Source organism: Acuticoccus kandeliae, from assembly GCF_003073115.1.
In genome coordinates this window covers 529,522-546,603 of record NZ_QBBV01000004.1, presented here as the reverse complement: position 1 = coordinate 546,603, position 17,082 = coordinate 529,522, and the positions used below count along the sequence as shown (strand labels likewise).

The window sequence follows — 17,082 nt, the reverse complement described above, 5'->3', positions numbered from 1 at the left end:
TGAATTGCTGATTGCCCCGGTCCGGGAAGGGTGTTACCGATTTTAAAAATAGAACACAAGTTCTGTCAAACAGACCAAGGGAGATTGCTTTGAAGAACCTGGTTGGCCGAGCGGGGGCCCGGAGCCCGCATGCATCCGTTTCGCGCGGCGTTGCCGCGGCACTCGCCCTCGTCACCGTGGCGGCGATTTCCGCCACCGGGGCCGAGGCGGAGCCGTTGGTGGCGAAGCTTTCGCTGGTGACGACGGCCGGTTCGCCCAAAGGCCAGGCCGCCCAGCGTTTCGCGGACACGGTAGAGACCTTGTCCGACGGTGCGATGAAGGTGGAGGTCTATCCGGACGGGGTTCTCTACTCGACGAGCGAGGAGATTGATGGGCTGATTTCCAGCAACATCCAGTTCATCGCCCCGTCAGGTGCGCTGCTCGCGGGTTTCGACTCGGCGTTCCAGATCTTCGACATGCCGTTCTTGTTCGGAGACGCCGCCGAGGTCTCACTGTTTTTCGACAGCACGTGCGGCGACCAGCTGCGCGACAAACTCTCGGGCACCGGGCTGAAGGCGATTGCGTACCTGCCGAACGGCTTCAAGGCCTTCACCAACGACGAATTGGCGCTCGAGACGCCGGCCGATTTCGCGGGCCTCAAATTCCGCGTCCAGAGTGGTGGCGTCATCGACGCGCAGATGAAGGCGCTCGACGCCGCCGGCGTCGTGATGGAGTTCAGCCAAGTCTATACGGCCCTGCAGCAGGGAACGATCGACGGGCAGGAAAACACCCTGAACAACGTCCTGACCCAGCGTTATTTCGAAGTGCAGGACTACCTCACCGTCAGCAACCACGGACACCTCGACTATCTGCTCCTGACCAACGAGGCATGGTTCGACGGCCTTTCTGAAGAACAGCGTGCGATCTTCGAGAAGGCGGCGCAGGAAGCCTCCCTCTTCGCCCGCGACTTCGCCGAACAGGCGGAGAAGGACAGCCTCGCGAAGCTGAAAGAGGCGGGGATGAACGTCACCATTCTCACGGCCGACCAGCGTGCCGCTTTCGAGGAGGCGATGCGCCCGGTCTACGACGCCTTCGGCTCCGCCGTCGGCGACGACCTGATCGCCTGCGTCCGCAGTCTCAAGTAGGCGCCGCGTCGACCCATCCTCGCGGGTTCGACCGGCTATCGGCCTGAATTCGACCCTCGTTCTACCAGCAAAATTGGTCAACCAAATGAAAGCATTGGCGAAAATAGCCGCCGGTCTTGAAGATCTCGTGGCAGCAATTCTGCTGGTGGGCGGACTGGGCGTCTACCTGTTCGGTGCGTTGATGAGATACGTCTTCAACGCCCCGATCGAGTGGGGGGAGGAGGCGGCTCTCCTCCTCGTCGTCTGGGGCGTGATGATCGGATTTGCGATCGGCGTCCGCGAAGGCTCCCACATCTCGCTTCACGTGCTCTACGATGCGCTCAACGCGCGCGGGCGGCGTATTCTCGATATCGTCGCCTCCGTGATCGGAGCGGGTTGCGGTCTCTTTCTCGTCTATGGCGGGGTCGAGCTCGTCCGGGTCAACCACAAGCTCGGTCGCGCCGCTCTTGGCACCGGGCTGCCGATGTGGCTCGTCTATGCGATCATCCCCGTGTCGGGTGCTCTGATCCTCCTGCACTTCATGCTGAACGCCGTCAGCGCGGCAGGAGGGAAGCAATGAATCCCGTCCTTGGCGCGAGCGTCCTTCTCGGACTTTTCGCGACGTTCGCGCTTTTGCGCGTGCCCATCGCGTTCAGCCTCTTCGCGGCGGCCGTCCTCGCTTTTCTTTTGAACGGCGACTTCACGATGTGGGTCCTCGCCCAGAGGCTCTATTCCGGCATCGACAACGTCGCCCTCCTTGCCATCCCCGGGTTCGTGTTCACCGGCGCCGTCATGGGACGCGGCGGTATGGCAAAGCACCTCATCCACTCCATGCGCACGATCGTCGGGCACATCCCCGGAGGGCTGGCGGTCGTCGCCGTCCTCGCCTGTGCGATGTTCGCCGCGATCTCGGGTTCCAGTCCGGCGACGGTCGCGGCGGTCGGGGGGACGGTGATTCCCGGCATGATCGCGAACGGCTACGATCGAAAATACGCGATGGGCCTGGTTGCCGCGGCCGCGACGCTTGGAATTCTCATCCCGCCCAGCATTCCGATGATCCTGTTCGGGGTGACGGCCAATGTGTCGATCGGCCAACTCTTCATGGCCGGGGTCGTGCCGGGCATTTTCTTGACGGTGGTGCTCATCGTCTACGCGATCCTGCACGCGCGCGCGTCGGGATATGGCCGGCTCCCGCGGTCCAGCTGGTCGGAGCGCTGGCAGGCCGGACGGAAGGCGATCTGGGGACTGCTCTTCCCCGTTATCGTCCTCGGGTCGATCTATGGCGGTGTCGCGACGCCTTCGGAAACGGCCGCGATCTCGTCGGCCTACGCCATCATCATCAGCCTGTTCGTCTATCGCGAGATGTCCCTCGACGATTGGCGGGCGACATTGCGGGAAACCGTCGTCGTCACCGCGATGATCTTCATGATTATCGCGGGCGCGAAGCTCTTCGGCTTCTACCTCGTCCAGATGCGTATTCCCGGGCTCGTCACCGACTGGGTATTCGACGCCAACATCACGGTCGCCACTTTCTTCGTGTTCGTGTGCATCCTTTTCTTGGTGCTGGGCACGTTCCTCGAAGCGGCCTCGATCATTCTCATCACGCTACCCGTGCTGTTTCCGATTGTGCTGGCACTCGGGATCAATCCGCTTCACTTCGCCATCGTCATGACGGTCTGCATGGAACTGGCTCAGATCACGCCACCGGTGGGGCTGAACCTCTTCGTCGTCTCAGGCATCATGAAAGCGCGAATGGGCGAGGTGATCCGGGGCGTTGCGCCATTCGTGCTGGTGATGATCGCGGTCCTGATCGTGCTGACGCTGCTGCCTGGAATTTCGGTTTGGCTACCTTCCACGATGTGATGGAGTCCGTCAGCCGAGAGCGGATTGGCCGGTGGAAGCGAGGAGCAATTCTCGCAGGGGTGTCTGGTATGGAGTCACCTCGCTACGACGCCGGCCAGAACAAGATTGCCGAACGGATCGAGGCGAGGTGAACTTCCAAGCGGACTGCCACTATTTCGGTCGCGGCGACTGTGGTGCCGACAATGGACGCAGAAGGCGTACGAGTTCGCCCTGCCGGTTCGTGTCGGTCTTGCGGAATATCGCAGAGAGCTGGTTCCGCGCGGTGTTCACGCGAATGCCGAGCCCGTCAGCGGCCTCGGCAATTGTCGCACCCCCGGACAATGCCTCGGCGAGCCGGGCTTCCGCCGGGGTCAGGCCGAACACCTTGGCAATCTCATCGGCCGGCGCGACCGGCGCGTCGAGGGGATCCCGCACCATGACGATGGCGTGCGGCCAATCGGCTTCGCATTGAACCTCATGCTCACCTTTTTGCTCCGATTCGATCAGATGAACACTCACGATGAAGGGGGTCGCGCGCGTCGTGGTGCGCGTGACGATCGTCGCCAAATCCGACACCTTCTGCGCATCGGCGACAACGTGCACGAACCGCCGCCCTGCCTCAGAATTGCGCATCGATAGGCGGCCACAGCTTGCATGCACGACGTCCCCGGACTCGAGCAACGCCTCTCCTGCGGCGTTCACCCGTAGGACGGCGCACTCCCTCGTGATGATGAAGCAGGCCGCTGCCGGATCAGCATGGTTGAAGGCTTCGAACGACGCATCGGCGGCATGAAAGCGAAGCTCGCGCCTGACCGAGAGGGGCAGCTCTCTTGGTTGAATCCGCGCCCCAGACGCCGGCGAATCCTTTGGCGGCCCCGGCTCGCGTTGACAGTTCGGCAGCATCACTCGATTGGCCGAGAAGCGACCCGCCTCCTGGTGAGGGACTGTGCCGACGCTCGATTCCGCCTCGGTGTCGGACAGAGCCCCGGCAGAACAATCCGTCCACGCGGGGCACGTGCAGCTCCGAACATAACTGGAAGCTCTCATCGTAAAAAAAAATGGCTGCAAAGCGCATCCGCAATCAGATGCCTCTGCAGGAATATCCATCGATTATGCGGCGCTCCTACGCCGCCATCAAGACCGTGCTCATCTTCGAACACGGCGCACGTCCACTGTTGATGCGCTCTCCGATCATGCAGAGCGCAGGATGACGCGCGCCCCGTTCAGCATCCCTCTGCAGTCGCATCGGGCGTCGGTCGACGCCCACAAATCAGAACAAAAAGTCGGACTCGGCCAACTCGTTCGGGAGGACACCCAGGAGGGTCAGTTGGAACCCGCTACCATAGTTGATCACGGTATCGGATCCCACCTGCACCGCTGCCGCGATCACATCCGAGCCGTCGTTGAAACTGTTGCTGACATTGAAGTGGATCTGGTCGCCTGCCGCGGCGCCCGGCTCGAAGTCGGTGATGACGACGGTACCGCCACCGATCTGGAAGAAGTCGTCACCGCCGCCACCGCCCAGCGTGTCGTTCCCGCCCTCCGCTTCGATGGTGTCGTTGCCGGCGCCACCGACAAGGCTGTCATCACCTTCCGTGCCGTGGAGTTCGAGAACTTCGATGTTGGTCGCGATCGTGATGAGAGAGGGGCCGAACAGAACGTCCCCGCCGGCTAGGAGATCCGTGATGCCGCTTCCGTCGACGATCAGCGACGTCGCCCCAAAGCCGACGTACACCACAAGCGTATCGGTCCCGTCGCCACCGTCCACGCTGTCGCCGACGCTCGGATCGAGGAGACCCATCAGGTCGTCACCGGCGCCGCCGACAAGAGTGTCCTCTCCACGCGCCACGATGTGCGGGAAGAGGAGGGCGTGGGAATCGCCGATGATGTCGTCGCCGGCACCACCGATCAGGCTGTCGTTCCCCAATCCCCCGATGAGGAAGACCTCCTCGATATTAATGCCGATCGTCTCCGACACACCGTCGGTGAACACGACGTCGCCGCCAGTTGACGGATCCACGATCCCGCTCGCATCGATGAAAAGCGGATCGGTCTCTGTAATGCGAAAGGCAAAGAGGAGATCCGTGCCCGCGCCACCGTCGGCGAAGTCGCCGAAGCCGATATCGTCGAACTCGATGACGTCGTCGCCCCCTCCGCCTCCGAGGGTGTCCATCCCGGTTCCACCGACCACGGTGTCGTTGCCGTCACCACCATCAATCTTGTCGTTCCCACCACCAGTGGAGATCGTGTCATCGCCGTCGAGCGCGACAACATCATTGTCGACGTCACCGTGGTTGATGCTGATCTGATCGCTCGAATTGGTCGCGCGGATATTCTCGACGTTCTTCACCTTGTCGAGATTGCCGAACCCGTCGCGGATCGTGAAATAGCCCTCCGCATCTGGAGAGCTCCAATTCACGACGATGCCGTCCGTCCCGCCGCGCGCGGCGTCTGACATGTAGTCAGCCCGGTCGGTGTCCGCGCCGCCGTCGAACATGTCCGCACCGTCATATCCACGGAACGTCTGGCCGCCGATGCCGCCGATCACCTCGTCGGCATAGCGCGTTCCTCGTATTACCTCGATCGAGGTGAAGGTGTCGGTGTCACCAAACGTGTCGATGACGGTACCAGACCCTTCGACCGTCAGGCTGAAGGTGACGTGGATCCCTTGCGTGCCCCCGAGATGCTCTGAGGTGTAGTAGATGAGCTGGTCGTTCCCGTCGCCACCATTGATCGTGTCGGCACCGGCGTGGGGGTCGAACGCGTTGACGCCATCATCACCGACGAGGAAATCGGCGAGATTCGTCCCCTGAACGCGCTCGATATCGATGAGTGTGTCGGTATCGCCATAAGGGTCGGTGCCGATCCCGGTCGCAAGATTGACGACGACACCCTGCGCGACGACCTCGGGGTCGGCGTCGGCATCGAGATATTCCTGGGTGTAGTCGAGCGTATCCCAGATGCCGTTCTCATCGTCGCCCACGCCGGTGCCGTCGATCGTGTCGTTTCCGCGCCCGCCAGACAGAAAATCCGCACCAGCCAGGCCGAGGACCAGGTCGTCGCCGGCGAGCGCTGCGAGGTAGTCATCCCCGGCTGTGCCCTCAAGCGTGTCGTCGCCATCGGTGCCGGAGATCTCCAGTCCGCCGAAGAGGTCGAACAAATCCACCGTGCCATCCGAGAAGACGAGCGTCTCGACATTCCGCAGCGTATCGGTGCCGTCGCCGTTGCCGCCATTGTCGACGACGACATAGGCGCCGGTGAATGTCATCTCGACGGAGTAGTCGGACTGAACGCCCTGCAGGATGACGGTATCGGTCCCGCCGCCGCCGGAGAGCTCGTCGTCTCCTTCACCGCCGGTGAGCGTGTCGTTGCCGTCCCCGCCGTCCAGTCCGTCGTGCCCGCCATTGCCGACGATGCTGTCATCACCGCCGTCGCCGAGGAGATAATTGTCGACGTCGTCGCCGATCAACGTGTCGCCGAAGAAATTCGTGCCGCGAATGTCCTCGACCCCGCGGACGCTGTCGAAGTCGCCGAAATTATCCTTGATCGTCGCAAAGCCGTCCCCGTCGACCACGCTGAGATCGGCGACGACACCCTCCGTGCCGCCTTGCCCGCGATAGTCCATCCGGTCGAACCCGTTACCGGCGTCGAAGATATCGTTTCCTTCATAGCCCCGCAGGATATCGCGGCCGTCGCTGCCGACGACGGTGTCGTCGAAAAGCGTTCCGACGATGCGCTCGATGCCGGTGAAGGTGTCCGTGTCGCCGAACGGATCGATCACGGTTCCGCTCCCTTCGGCGACAAATGTCACGCTTATCCCCTGCGTGCCGCCGACCGCGATGGCGCCGTGGTAGTCGAGCGCGTCGAACTCATCCCCTGCATCGATCGTATCGTCACCGCCATGTGGCGCGAAAAGATCCGAGCCTGTGGAGCCGACGAGGGTGTCTGCGAAATTCGTCCCGATGACCGACTCGACGTCGATCAGCGTGTCGGCGTCGCCGAACGGATCGGTGGCGATGCCGGCGCCGAGGTCGACGCTGACGCCCGTTATTCCGCCCGCCAGGACGGCATCGGCGTAATAGTCGACGACGTCGTAGATCCCGTTGGCGTCATCGTCGGTACCGCTTCCACCATCAAGAGTGTCGTCGCCCGCTCCGCCCTGAAGCGTGTCTGTTCCTTCCCGCCCGTCAAGCTGATCGGACCCAGCCGCCCCGAACAGGAGATTGTCGAACGCGTTGCCGGTGATCGTGTCATCTCCGGAGCCGCCATCCACGTACTCGACCCCGATCAGCACGTCGGTGTCGATGTCGGCCCCGGTGGCGATGCCGACCGGCGTGTCGGCGGGAAGGCCGACGCCGGGGCTGGTCAGGATCGACGCCACGGTCGTGTTTCCGGACCGGTCGATCTCTCGCAGATCGACCATGATGCCGGCGGTCGCGGACGGGTATTCGATCTTGTCGGCCTCGCCCGGCCCCATATCGATGAAGTCGTTGCCTCCGCCTTGCCCGGCGACCACCGTATCGTCGCCTTCACCGGTTCGGGCCACATCGTCGCCATCTCCAATTGAGACGTTGTCGTCACCCTCTCCGGAGTTGACCGTGTCGTTCCCCGAGCCGAGAACGATCTTGTCGTTGCCCGTGCCGGTCGTGACGAAAGCCGGCGTCGTGGATGCGCTGAAATCGATCTCCTCGTCCGACTCTGAATTGCCGAGATCGACCTCCGTCGTCTCTCCGTCCTCCGGCGTGATCAGCACATCGTCGACATAGACCTCGAGCACTTCGAAGCCCCTCACGGTGAGACCGAACGTCGAGAACACGTACTTCGCGGATTGGCCAAAGAGACGTGCTCCGGGCTCGTCATCGAGGCTTTCGAGGAACGCGGCGACGTCCGCACGCAGTGCCTCGTCGGCCCACTCCGCGCTGGTGAACTCGAGGCGAAGCGTGTCGACGCCACGGCCGCCATTATAGCGGTCATGGTCGCCAGGCTCGGCATCGCTCAGCACATAGCGGCCGAGATCCCGACCTGGGCCCAGCCGGACGTGGTCCGATCCGACGCCGCCGCTGACCGTATCCCGCCCGGCCTTTGCGAGAATCAACTCGTCCTCTGCGGTTCCGATGATCTCGTCAGAGCGGAAGGATCCACGTACGAGTGAGTAAGCCATGGGAATGCACCAAAGTAATATTTGGGATCAAAAGCAGTCGCCGCGGTGTCAAGTCTGACGCCGATGAGCAACGCGTGTCATGATGCAAATGGACTATGGGACCTGCGGAGCCAGCCAGATCTCCGGGCGGCAAATCGCAATCTTTGCAGGTCAAAGGAACGAAACGCGGGTGAGTGATCCAACCCCGTTTGAGTTCCCGGTGACAATCCGGGTTCCGGCTCGGATATTGTGCCAGGTGCTGGGGATCTTGCCGAGCGGGCACTATGATTGGCGCAAGCGTCCGGAGATCCGCCGCGCCTGCGAGAACAGGGCCTTGCTCCGGCCCATCCGGGACGTCCATGCGGGGAGTGCCAGGATCAATAGGCGACTCGCATTCACGCGCTTAGGATGGCGATAGAACGGCAATGCCCGCCGGTCGGCCTCATCCATCACAGCGACCGCCGGGCCGCCTCTGGGCCGAAGCGGGAAGGCGAAACCCTCCCGCTCGATCGGCCTCGGGCCCCCCGGCCCCGCACCGACGCGGCGCCGTCCCCACGCCTCAGGCGCGGCGCGCCTTCTTCCGCTTGATCACCCCTTCGAGCGCCTCAAGCGGGTGGCGGGCGGCGATGGCGGCGGCGAGTTCCTTCTCGATCACCGCGACGTCCTCCAGCTGGTAGAGGATGTCGTCGAGGCGGGCGGTGGGGAGAACGAGGATGCCGTCGGCGTCGCCGACGATCGTGTCGCCGGGGCGCACCTGGGCCCCCGCGCACACCACGGGCACGTCGAGCGCGATCGGCTCCATCGTCATCGGCAGGCGCGTGGTGACGCCGCGCGAGAAGACCGGGAGGTCGATCGCCGCGATCCCAGTGCCGTCGCGGACCAGCGAGTCCGTCACGATGCCGGCGAGGCCGTGGAGCGAGGCCTGCGTCACGACATTGTCGCCCATCAGGTTCTCGTCCGTGCCGCCGGCGGCGATGACCCAGACGTCGCCGGGCTCGAGGTGCTCGGCGATCGTGCGGTACATCGAGACCGGCCACTGGCCCTCGCCGCGCTTGGGGCCGAACAGCATGGTGCGTGCGCGGCCGGCGAGCCGCGCCTTCGGCCCCTGCACGGCCTTCACGCCGTCCATCCAGCCGTGAAGGCCGAGCCGCATCATGCAGTCGGAGATCATCCCGGTCTCGACCTCGAGGAGGCGGCTCAGTCGGGTGTCGGTGGTCATGCTGCGTCCTTTGTCGAGCGGCGGCCGCGGCGCAGAAGCCGGGCGAGGAAGGGAATGGCGAGTACGGCGAGCAATGCGCCGATGATGGCGAGGGAGACCGGGCGCGTGACGAAGATGAGGGGATCGCCGCGCGACAGGAGGAGCGAGATGCGCAGGTTCGCCTCGATCATCGGCCCGAGGATCAAGCCGAGCGCGGCGGGCGCCAGCGGAATGTCGAGCTTCTCGAACAGCCAGCCGAGGATCCCCGCTCCGAAGAGGACCACGATGTCGAAGGTGCTGTTGTTGATCGAGTAGACGCCGATCACCGTGGTGGCGACGATCAGCGGCATCAGAAGCGTCGGCGGAATGAGCAGCAGGCGCGCGAAGATGCGGCTCGCGAGGAGGCCCCCGAGCGGGATGATGAGAACCGAGGTCAGCAGCATCTGCAGCATGAAGCCGTAGACGACGTCCGGCCGCTCGCGGAAGAGCTGCGGGCCCGGCTGCATACCCTGGATCATCAGGGCGCCGAGGATGAGGGCGGCGACGATCGTGCCCGGAACGCCGAGGGTGAGGGCCGGGATCATCGCCGCGGCATTGTCGGCGTTGTTGGCGCACTCGGCCGCGGCGAGCCCCTGCGTGTTGCCCTTGCCGAAGGTGCTGCGGTCGGGCGCGTTCCGCTTGGTCTCGTTGTAGGCGAGGATGGCGGCGACGTTGCCGCCGGCGCCCGGCAGGATGCCGACGACGATGCCGATGAGGGAGGCGCGCAGCCAGGTGACGCGGAAGGTGCCGAGCGCGCGCCACAGGCTCATCGCGCCCTTGATCACCGGCACGCCCGAGGTCGCGCCGCGCCGGGTCGCCGCCTCTGCCATCGCCATCGCCGGGGGGAGGGCGAAGAGGCCGATCAGGACGACGGCGATGTCGAGCCCGCTGACGAGCTCGATCCGGCCGAACACGAAGCGCTCGTGGCCCGACACCTTGTCCGTGCCGACCATGGCGAGGAGCAGCCCGACCCCGACGCTGAGGAGGCCCTTATAGGGCTTGTCGCCGAGGAGGAGCGCGATCGAGGCGAGGCCGAAGACGCCGACCCAGAACATCTCCGGCGGCCCGAAGGAGAGGGCGACGACGGCGAGCGGCGGAGCGAGGAAGATCAGCGCGACCGCGCTCGCCATGCCGCCGATCGCGGAGGAATAGCTGGACACCTGCAGCGCCAGCCCGGCCTTGCCCTCCTGGGCGAGGGGGTAGCCGTCGAAGGTGGTGGCGACGGCGGCGGGCGTTCCGGGGATGCGCAGGAGGATCGCCGGGATCGCGCCGCCATACATCGCCCCGTTATAGATCCCGGCGATCATGCCGAGCGCCACGATCGGGTCCATCGTGAAGGTGAAGGGGAGCAGGATCGCGATCGACATCGCCGCGGTGATCCCCGGCAGCGCGCCGACGAGGATGCCGGCGATCGTGCCGAGCACCATCGCGACGACATTGTCGAACGTGGCGATGGCGGAGGCGGCGGCCAGGAGTTCGTGGAAGACGTTCATCAGGCCAACGGTCCGATCACAGCGGCACCGGCCGCTCGAAGAGCACGACGAAGAGCAGGTAGGCGACGATCGCGAAGCCGATGGCGGCGGCGATGCTCGCGACCCAGCGCCGCTCGCCGAGAAGGCGGGCCATCAGGACGATGTAGGCGAGCGTCGGGATGAAGAAGCCGACGCTGACGACGAGGACCGCATAGACGCCGGTGAGGGCGAAGACGGCCGGCATCTTCAGCGCCTCGGCGACCGGTTCCGCCGGTTCGGGCGCCGGGCGCGCGGCCCGCAGGAGGCGGAAGAGCCAGAAGGCCGAGGCGAGCGCGATCAGCGCCAGGACGAGGCGCGGCATCATCCGCGGATCGGGCGGAAGGGCCGCGCTCGCCCACCAGCCCGCCGCCGCGAGGCCGAGAAACCCGAGCGCGGCGGCGATCTCCAGACGACGAGAGGTCATCACGACAGCACAGTCCCGAGTGGGTGCTTACTCGACCCAGGGCGTGCTCGCCCACACTTCCGCGAGCTCGGCGTCCGAGCGCTGGAGATATTCGCCATAGGCCGCGGGGCCCATGTAGAGGAGGGGGAGGGCGATCTCCTTGGTTTTGTCGATCAGCTCCTGGTCCTGGAGCGCCTTCTCGACCGCGCTCGCGATGGCGTCGATCGCCTCCTGCGGCATCCCCTTCGGGCCGACGAGGCCGCGCGCCGCGCCGCCTTCGAGCGGATAGCCCTGCTCGGCATAGGTCGGCACGTCGGGGGCGAGGGGGAAGCGCTCGCTGGTGAGGATCCCGACCATGCGCACTTCGCCATCGTCGGAGAAGCGCTGCATGTCGCCGAGCGCGGAGGCGGCGAGATCGACATGGCCGCCGAGGAGGGCGTTGCGCGCCGCCGCGCCGCCGTCGAACGGGACGTGGGTGAAGTCGACGCCGGCCGCGGTCTCGAGGCGCATGAGGTCGAGATGGGTGTTGGAGCCGACGCCCGCGGAGGAGACGGTGATCTCGCCCGGCCGCGCCTTCGCCGCCTCGATCACGTCGCCGAGCGTCTGGAAGGGCGAATCGGCCCGCACCGTCAGCACCGCCGGGTCGAGGACGAGGTTGGCGATCGGGTCGAAGCTGTCCACCGTCCAGCGCGTCTCGCGCTCGTGCGACTTCATCATCGTGTTCGGCACGTTCATGAAGCCGATCGTGTAGCCGTCGGGCTCAGCGAGGGCGATCGCCGTCGCGCCCACATCACCGCCCGCACCGGCGCGGTTCTCGATCACGATCTCGGCGCCGTCACCCAGATATTTCTCGATATAGGGCGCGATCATGCGGGCGCTGAGATCGGTGCCGCCGCCCGGCGAGAACGGGACGATCAGCGTGATCGGCTTGTCCGGGTAGGCCGCGGCCGTGCCCGTGGTGACGGCCAGCGCGAACGCCGAGGCCAACAGCGCCTTGCCCAACTCTCTCTTGTTCATAGTCCCCTCCCGTTGTTGTCGTTCTTGTGTCGTGTGTGTGCGCGTGCCAGCGCTCAGGCGGCCCCGAGCAGGGCCTTCGCCCCCGTCAGGACGATGTCGTCGATCCAGGCGAAGCGCATGAAATCCTCACGGACCGGCTTGCCGGCGGCGCGGATGCGCGCCGAGGCGTCCGCGACGGCCTCCTGCACGGCCGGATGGTCCGGCCGGCCGGGGTGGCCGAGCTGCTGGGCCACGTCCATCATGCCGAAGCTCAGATAGTCGATGCCGTCGATGGCGGCGATTTCGTCGACCGCCTCGATACCGGCGCGGGACTCGATCATGACGCTCAGCGTCACCGCCTCGTTGCACTCGCCGAGGAAGTCCTCGAGCTCGCTCTTGTCCCGCTCGACCGGGAAGGCGCCGCCATAGGAGCGGTCGCCGCGCGGCGCGAAATAGGTCGCCTCGACCGCGCGCTTGGCATCCTCGACGCTCTCCACGTGCGGCACCACGATGCCGCGCACGCCGCGATCGAGGAAATGGGTGATTGTGGCGCGGGTGTTGTTCGGCACGCGCGCGATCGGCGTGATCCCGAGCTTCTGCAGCATGAAGGCATGCTGGGCGAGGTCGGCGGGGCTGAAGCAGCCATGCTCGCCGTCGAGATAGATGAAATCGAGATCGAGGGCCGCGAGCACCTCCACGATGCGCGGCGCGGGGTAGATCATGTGCGCGCCGCGAATGGTGCGCCCGGCCCTGATCGCCGTCCTGATGCTGCTGGTCTCCAAAGCGCGCGTCTTTCCTGCCTCGTCCATGTCCGGAAAGCTTAGCAGCGGTGCAAGGGTGAAAAAAAATCGATTATAATGCCGGGTAATGATAGGCTTTGCCGATCATGAAGCGGCTGAACCTCGACCAGCTCCGCGCCTTCGAGCGCATCGCGCGCCTTGGCACATTCCACGCGGCGGCGCGGGAGCTCGGCCTCACCCAACCGTCCATCTCGCAGCGCGTGCGCGAGCTGGAGCGCACGCTGGACGCGCACCTCTTCACCCGCCGCGGCCCGAAGATCAGCCTCACCATCGAGGGGCGGGCGCTCCTCGACTATGCCGCCCGTATGCTGGCGATCGAGGCGGAGGTGGCGGAGCGGTTCGAGAGCCGCGATCCCCTGAAGGGGCTGTTGCGGCTCGGGGCCAATGACAGCTTCGGGCTCGTCTGCCTCGTCGACCTCATGCGGCGGCTCGAAATGCGCTACCCGCTCCTCAAGGTCTCGGTGCAGATCGAGAACAGCAGCGTCATGAGCCGGATGCTGAACGACCAGGCGATCGACATCGCCGTCGTATCGGAACCCGACGTGGAGCCGCACGTGCAGCAGGTGCCGGTGGGGCGCAACGAGCTCGCGTGGTTCGCGGCGGCCAATCTCGGCCTCCATGGCGGCGATGTCAGCCCGCATCGGCTGGCGGGCGAGCACGTGATGCTGATCCCGCCGCCCTCCCGCCTCTACGACACGGTGACGGGCTGGTTCGCCGCGAGCGGCGTCACCCCCTCGCGCATCAGCACCTGCAACAATCTCTCGGTGATGGCGATCGCGATCGCGGAGGGGGCGGCGATCGGCGTCGTCCCCGTCAGCGTCATGGAGCGCGACGCGACGCGCGCGACGGTGCGCCGCCTCAACGTGTCGCCGCCGATCGAGGGGCACAGCGTGTCGATCTGCTACCAGTCGGCGAGCATCGGCCCCGGCATCGAGGCCGTCGTGACGCTCGCCCGCCAGCTCATCGTGGAGAACGCGCTCTTCCTGCCGGATTGAGGGGGGCGTCCGCCGGTGCGCCCCGCCGATAAACACGGCAGGCGCGTCAGATCACCCCGCCGTCGCGCAGCGCCGCGATCCGCTCCGGCCCGTATCCGAGCGCTTCCAGGACGCCGGCCGTGTCCGCGCCGAGCTCGGGCGCGGGCTCGCGCATCTCGCACGGCGCCTCGGTGAGCTTCATCGGAAAGCCCACCATGCGCACCGGCCCGCGGCCGGGATGGTCCACCTCGCACACCATCTCGCGCGCCAGGATCTGCGGATCCTCGAACACCTCCGGATAGGTGAGCACGCGCCCGCACGGCACACCGGCGGCGTTGAGGACGTCGATCCAGTGGTCGCGCGTGTCCTCGCCGATCTTGGAATCGATGATGGCGTTGACGCGGGCGCGATTCTTCATCCGTGCCGCGTTGGTGTCGAAGTCGGGGCCGGAGAGCGCCTCGCGCAGCCCCAGCGCGTCGACGAGGCGGCCGTAGATCTGGTCGTTGCTCGGCGCGATCGCGACGTCGCCATCCTTGGCGCGGAACACCCCATAGGGCGCAACCACGGGATGGTCGTTGCCGGTGCGCTCCATCTCCTTGCCGGTGGCGAGATAATTGGCCGCGAAATAGGACGAGAAGGAGAGGATCGAATCGACGAGCGCCACGTCGATGCGCTCGCCCTTTCCGGTCACCTCCCGCCGCCGCAGCGCCGCCGACACGGCGAGCGCGCCATAGAGGCCGGCGATGAGGTCGGAGATCGGCAGGCCCGCCCGCAGCGGCTCGCGGCCGGGATAGCCGGTGGAACTCATGAAGCCGCTCATCGCCTGGGCGATGAAGTCGAAGGACGGGCGGTCCTTGTAGGGGCCCGTCTGGCCGTAGCCGGAGATGGAGCACACGACGAGGTCGGGCTTCAGCGCCTTCAGCACCTCCTCGGTGAGGCCCATCTTGCCGAGCACGCCGGGGCGGAAATTCTCCACGAGCACGTCGGCTGTCCGGATGAGGTCCTTGACGATCGCCATCCCCTCCGCCGCGCGCATGTTGAGCTTCACCGAGCGCTTGTTGCGGTTGAAGCCGGCGAAATACCAGGAGAAGCCGTCGCGCATCCCCCCCTGGCCGCGGATCTGGTCACCGGCGGGGGTCTCCACCTTGATGACCTCCGCGCCGAGATCGGCGAGCAGCATGGTGGAGAAGGGGCCGGCGAGGACGCGAGTGAGGTCGACGACACGGATGCCGGCGAGCGGGCCTTGCGACATGAAACGCTCCAATGATCAGACCTGGCCCGGCAGCCACAGGACGACGGCCGGGAAGACGGTCGCGATGCCGAGGACGACGAGCGACCATAGAAGGAAGGGCCACACCGCCCGTATGATTTTCATCAGCGGGATCTGCCCGATGCCGGCGACCACGAAGAGGAGGAGCCCGACCGGCGGCGTCAGCATCCCGATCATGAGGTTCAGCACCATGACGAGGCCGAGATGGACCGGATCGATCCCCAGCGCGACGCCGACCGGCAGGAGTGACGGGATGAAGATCACCAGCGCCGGCAGCGGCTCCAGGAAGCACCCGATCAGCAGCAGGATCAGGTTGATCAGGATGAGCCCGATCAGCGGGTCGGAGGTGAGGGACAGGATGCCGCCCGCGATGGCGTCGTTGATCTTCGCCTCGGCGAGGAGCCAGCCGAACGGCCCCGCGGCCGCGAGCAGGAACAGCACCGCCGCCGCCGAGCGCGTGGCGAGGAAGATCACCCGCATGAGCTGCGACCAGCCGATGGCCCGGTAGACGAGGACCGAGACGAGCAGCGCATAGAGCGCGGCGAGCGCCGAGGCCTCGATGTCGGTCACGTAGCCGAAGCGCATGCCGAGGACGATGATGATCGGCATCCCGAGCGCGAACATCGAATATTGCGTCGTCGCGATGATCGTCCGCAGCGTCTGGCGCGGCCGCGAGGGGTAGTTGTTCGCCCGCGCGATCAGCCAGCAGATGACCATGTAGCCGATCGCGAGCATCACGCCCGGCACGATCCCCGCCATGAAGAGCTTCAGGACCGAGACGTTGGCGATGACGGCGTAGATGATCATCGGCACCGATGGCGGGATGATCGGGCCGAGCATCGCGCCGGAGGCGATGACGGCGCCGGCATAGCCTTCCGGATAGCCCTCCTTGCGCATCGCCGGGATGAGGATGCCGCCCGTCGCGGCGGCGTCGGCCACGGCCGAGCCGGAGACGCCGGCCATGATGAGGTTGGAGGTGATCGAGACCTGGCTGAGCCCGCCCTTCACGTGGCCGATGACGGACAGCGCCCAGTCGACCAGCCGGCGCGTCAGCCCGCCATGGTTCATGATCTCCGCTGCCAGCACGAAGAGCGGGATCGTGACGAGCGTGGAATCGTTGACCGCGTTCGACATGGTGAGCGGCACCATGATGAGGTCGACGGGGTAGGTCGGGTGCAGGATCATCCCGACGATGGCGGCGGCCACCATCGAGAGGCCGACATCGAAGCCGACGAGGACGGCGCCGAGGAAGATGAGGAAGATGATCGTCAGCACGCCTGGTCCTCCGGGCCGGTTCCGTCTGCGGTGCGCGGCGCGCTCCATCCCGCGACACGCAGCACGAGGCGGATCGACAGGATCGCGATGGCGGCCGCCGAGCCGACCGCGAGTGCGAGGAAGGTCGCGTCCGAGGAGAAGGGCGTTCCCATGATCACCTGGCCGGCCCCGACTTCCACGAGCCGCCAGACCTTCCACTGGATCACGCCGAAGATGCCGATGGCGGCGAGGTCGCTGATGATGTCGCGGGCGGCGAGGAGGCGGGACGGGAGCATGCCGTCGACGAGGTCGACGCGGATGTTGGTGCGCGCCCGGAAGGCGAGCACGATGCCGATGAAGGTGAGCCAGACGAGCGCGAGCTGCGCGATCTGGTCGTAGGCGTTGAAGGCGGTGTCGTAGATGTAGCGGTCCGACGCCGAGCCGAGCGTGAAGATCGCGACGATGACCATGACGATGATCGCCGCGACCTTGAGAATGAAGGCGAGGCCCGCCTCAATCCGCGCGAGATAGCCGAGCATGTCGAGAGGGCCC

At 65.8% G+C, this 17,082-nt stretch carries 14 protein-coding genes; 4 read left to right on the top strand and 10 right to left on the bottom strand.

The features are described 5' to 3' along the window. Positions 1-89: 89 nt before the first annotated feature. The 3 genes from DBV35_RS25665 to DBV35_RS25655 all read left to right on the top strand — a co-directional run bounded on the left by DBV35_RS25665 (position 90) and on the right by DBV35_RS25655 (position 2,966). A complete protein-coding gene (locus DBV35_RS25665) occupies positions 90-1,124 on the top strand; it encodes a DctP family TRAP transporter solute-binding subunit (protein WP_157961983.1) in 1,035 nt (344 codons plus the stop codon). A gap of 85 nt (positions 1,125-1,209) precedes the next feature. After that, complete coding sequence (locus DBV35_RS25660) at positions 1,210-1,683, top strand: TRAP transporter small permease (protein WP_108663226.1); 474 nt, start codon at positions 1,210-1,212, stop codon at positions 1,681-1,683. Then, positions 1,680-2,966: a TRAP transporter large permease gene (locus tag DBV35_RS25655; RefSeq protein ID WP_108663225.1), complete on the top strand. Its 1,287-nt coding sequence runs from the start codon at positions 1,680-1,682 to the stop codon at positions 2,964-2,966. The genes DBV35_RS25660 and DBV35_RS25655 overlap by 4 nt, the downstream gene beginning before the upstream one ends. 150 nt (positions 2,967-3,116) lie before the next feature. Here DBV35_RS25655 and DBV35_RS25650 read toward each other — a convergent pair whose 3' ends face one another. From DBV35_RS25650 to DBV35_RS25620, 7 genes are all read right to left on the bottom strand, one after another. Then, complete coding sequence (locus DBV35_RS25650; protein ID WP_157961982.1) at positions 3,117-3,851, bottom strand: helix-turn-helix transcriptional regulator; 735 nt, start codon at positions 3,849-3,851, stop codon at positions 3,117-3,119. A 364-nt stretch (positions 3,852-4,215) separates the two neighbouring features. Further along, positions 4,216-8,106 (bottom strand): beta strand repeat-containing protein, encoded by a 3,891-nt coding sequence (locus DBV35_RS25645; RefSeq protein ID WP_108663223.1) that lies wholly within the window; start codon positions 8,104-8,106, stop codon positions 4,216-4,218. Between the two features lie 538 nt (positions 8,107-8,644). Continuing rightward, positions 8,645-9,304, bottom strand: a complete 660-nt coding sequence (locus DBV35_RS25640) for an RraA family protein (RefSeq protein ID WP_108663222.1) — start codon at positions 9,302-9,304, stop codon at positions 8,645-8,647. Beyond that, a complete protein-coding gene (locus DBV35_RS25635; RefSeq protein ID WP_108663221.1) occupies positions 9,301-10,815 on the bottom strand; it encodes a tripartite tricarboxylate transporter permease in 1,515 nt (504 codons plus the stop codon). The genes DBV35_RS25640 and DBV35_RS25635 overlap by 4 nt, the downstream gene beginning before the upstream one ends. 16 nt (positions 10,816-10,831) lie before the next feature. Next, complete coding sequence (locus DBV35_RS25630) at positions 10,832-11,257, bottom strand: tripartite tricarboxylate transporter TctB family protein (protein WP_108663220.1); 426 nt, start codon at positions 11,255-11,257, stop codon at positions 10,832-10,834. Positions 11,258-11,284: 27 nt separating this feature from the next. Next, positions 11,285-12,253 carry a tripartite tricarboxylate transporter substrate binding protein gene (locus tag DBV35_RS25625; RefSeq protein WP_108663219.1) on the bottom strand — a complete coding sequence of 323 codons (969 nt, stop codon included), beginning with the start codon at positions 12,251-12,253 and terminating at the stop codon, positions 11,285-11,287. A 53-nt stretch (positions 12,254-12,306) separates the two neighbouring features. Then, on the bottom strand, positions 12,307-13,014 hold the full coding sequence (locus tag DBV35_RS25620) for an HpcH/HpaI aldolase family protein (protein WP_157961981.1): 708 nt from the start codon (positions 13,012-13,014) through the stop codon (positions 12,307-12,309). Between the two features lie 104 nt (positions 13,015-13,118). On the opposite strand from DBV35_RS25620, the gene DBV35_RS25615 reads away from it, so the two are divergent. Beyond that, on the top strand, positions 13,119-14,027 hold the full coding sequence (locus DBV35_RS25615) for a LysR family transcriptional regulator (protein ID WP_157961980.1): 909 nt from the start codon (positions 13,119-13,121) through the stop codon (positions 14,025-14,027). 46 nt (positions 14,028-14,073) lie between these two features. Here the strand turns inward: DBV35_RS25615 and DBV35_RS25610 are convergent, their stop codons facing one another. Genes DBV35_RS25610 through DBV35_RS25600 form a run of 3 tightly spaced genes read right to left on the bottom strand, consistent with a single transcriptional unit; the run spans position 14,074 to position 17,069 of the window. Continuing rightward, on the bottom strand, positions 14,074-15,258 hold the full coding sequence (locus tag DBV35_RS25610; RefSeq protein ID WP_108663216.1) for a CaiB/BaiF CoA transferase family protein: 1,185 nt from the start codon (positions 15,256-15,258) through the stop codon (positions 14,074-14,076). A 15-nt stretch (positions 15,259-15,273) separates the two neighbouring features. Further along, a complete protein-coding gene (locus tag DBV35_RS25605) occupies positions 15,274-16,551 on the bottom strand; it encodes a TRAP transporter large permease (RefSeq protein WP_157961979.1) in 1,278 nt (425 codons plus the stop codon). Next, complete coding sequence (locus tag DBV35_RS25600; RefSeq protein ID WP_108663214.1) at positions 16,545-17,069, bottom strand: TRAP transporter small permease; 525 nt, start codon at positions 17,067-17,069, stop codon at positions 16,545-16,547. The genes DBV35_RS25605 and DBV35_RS25600 overlap by 7 nt, the downstream gene beginning before the upstream one ends. Positions 17,070-17,082 lie beyond the last annotated feature (13 nt).

Coding starts and splice junctions, on each gene's coding strand:
- DBV35_RS25660 (WP_108663226.1), top strand. CDS start 1,210: ATGAAAGCATTGGCGAAAATAGCCGCCGGTCTTGAAGATCTCGTGGCA.
- DBV35_RS25655 (WP_108663225.1), top strand. CDS start 1,680: ATGAATCCCGTCCTTGGCGCGAGCGTCCTTCTCGGACTTTTCGCGACG.
- DBV35_RS25645 (WP_108663223.1), bottom strand. CDS start 8,106: ATGGCTTACTCACTCGTACGTGGATCCTTCCGCTCTGACGAGATCATC.
- DBV35_RS25640 (WP_108663222.1), bottom strand. CDS start 9,304: ATGACCACCGACACCCGACTGAGCCGCCTCCTCGAGGTCGAGACCGGG.
- DBV35_RS25635 (WP_108663221.1), bottom strand. CDS start 10,815: ATGAACGTCTTCCACGAACTCCTGGCCGCCGCCTCCGCCATCGCCACG.
- DBV35_RS25630 (WP_108663220.1), bottom strand. CDS start 11,257: ATGACCTCTCGTCGTCTGGAGATCGCCGCCGCGCTCGGGTTTCTCGGC.
- DBV35_RS25625 (WP_108663219.1), bottom strand. CDS start 12,253: ATGAACAAGAGAGAGTTGGGCAAGGCGCTGTTGGCCTCGGCGTTCGCG.
- DBV35_RS25615 (WP_157961980.1), top strand. CDS start 13,119: ATGAAGCGGCTGAACCTCGACCAGCTCCGCGCCTTCGAGCGCATCGCG.
- DBV35_RS25610 (WP_108663216.1), bottom strand. CDS start 15,258: ATGTCGCAAGGCCCGCTCGCCGGCATCCGTGTCGTCGACCTCACTCGC.
- DBV35_RS25600 (WP_108663214.1), bottom strand. CDS start 17,069: ATGCTCGGCTATCTCGCGCGGATTGAGGCGGGCCTCGCCTTCATTCTC.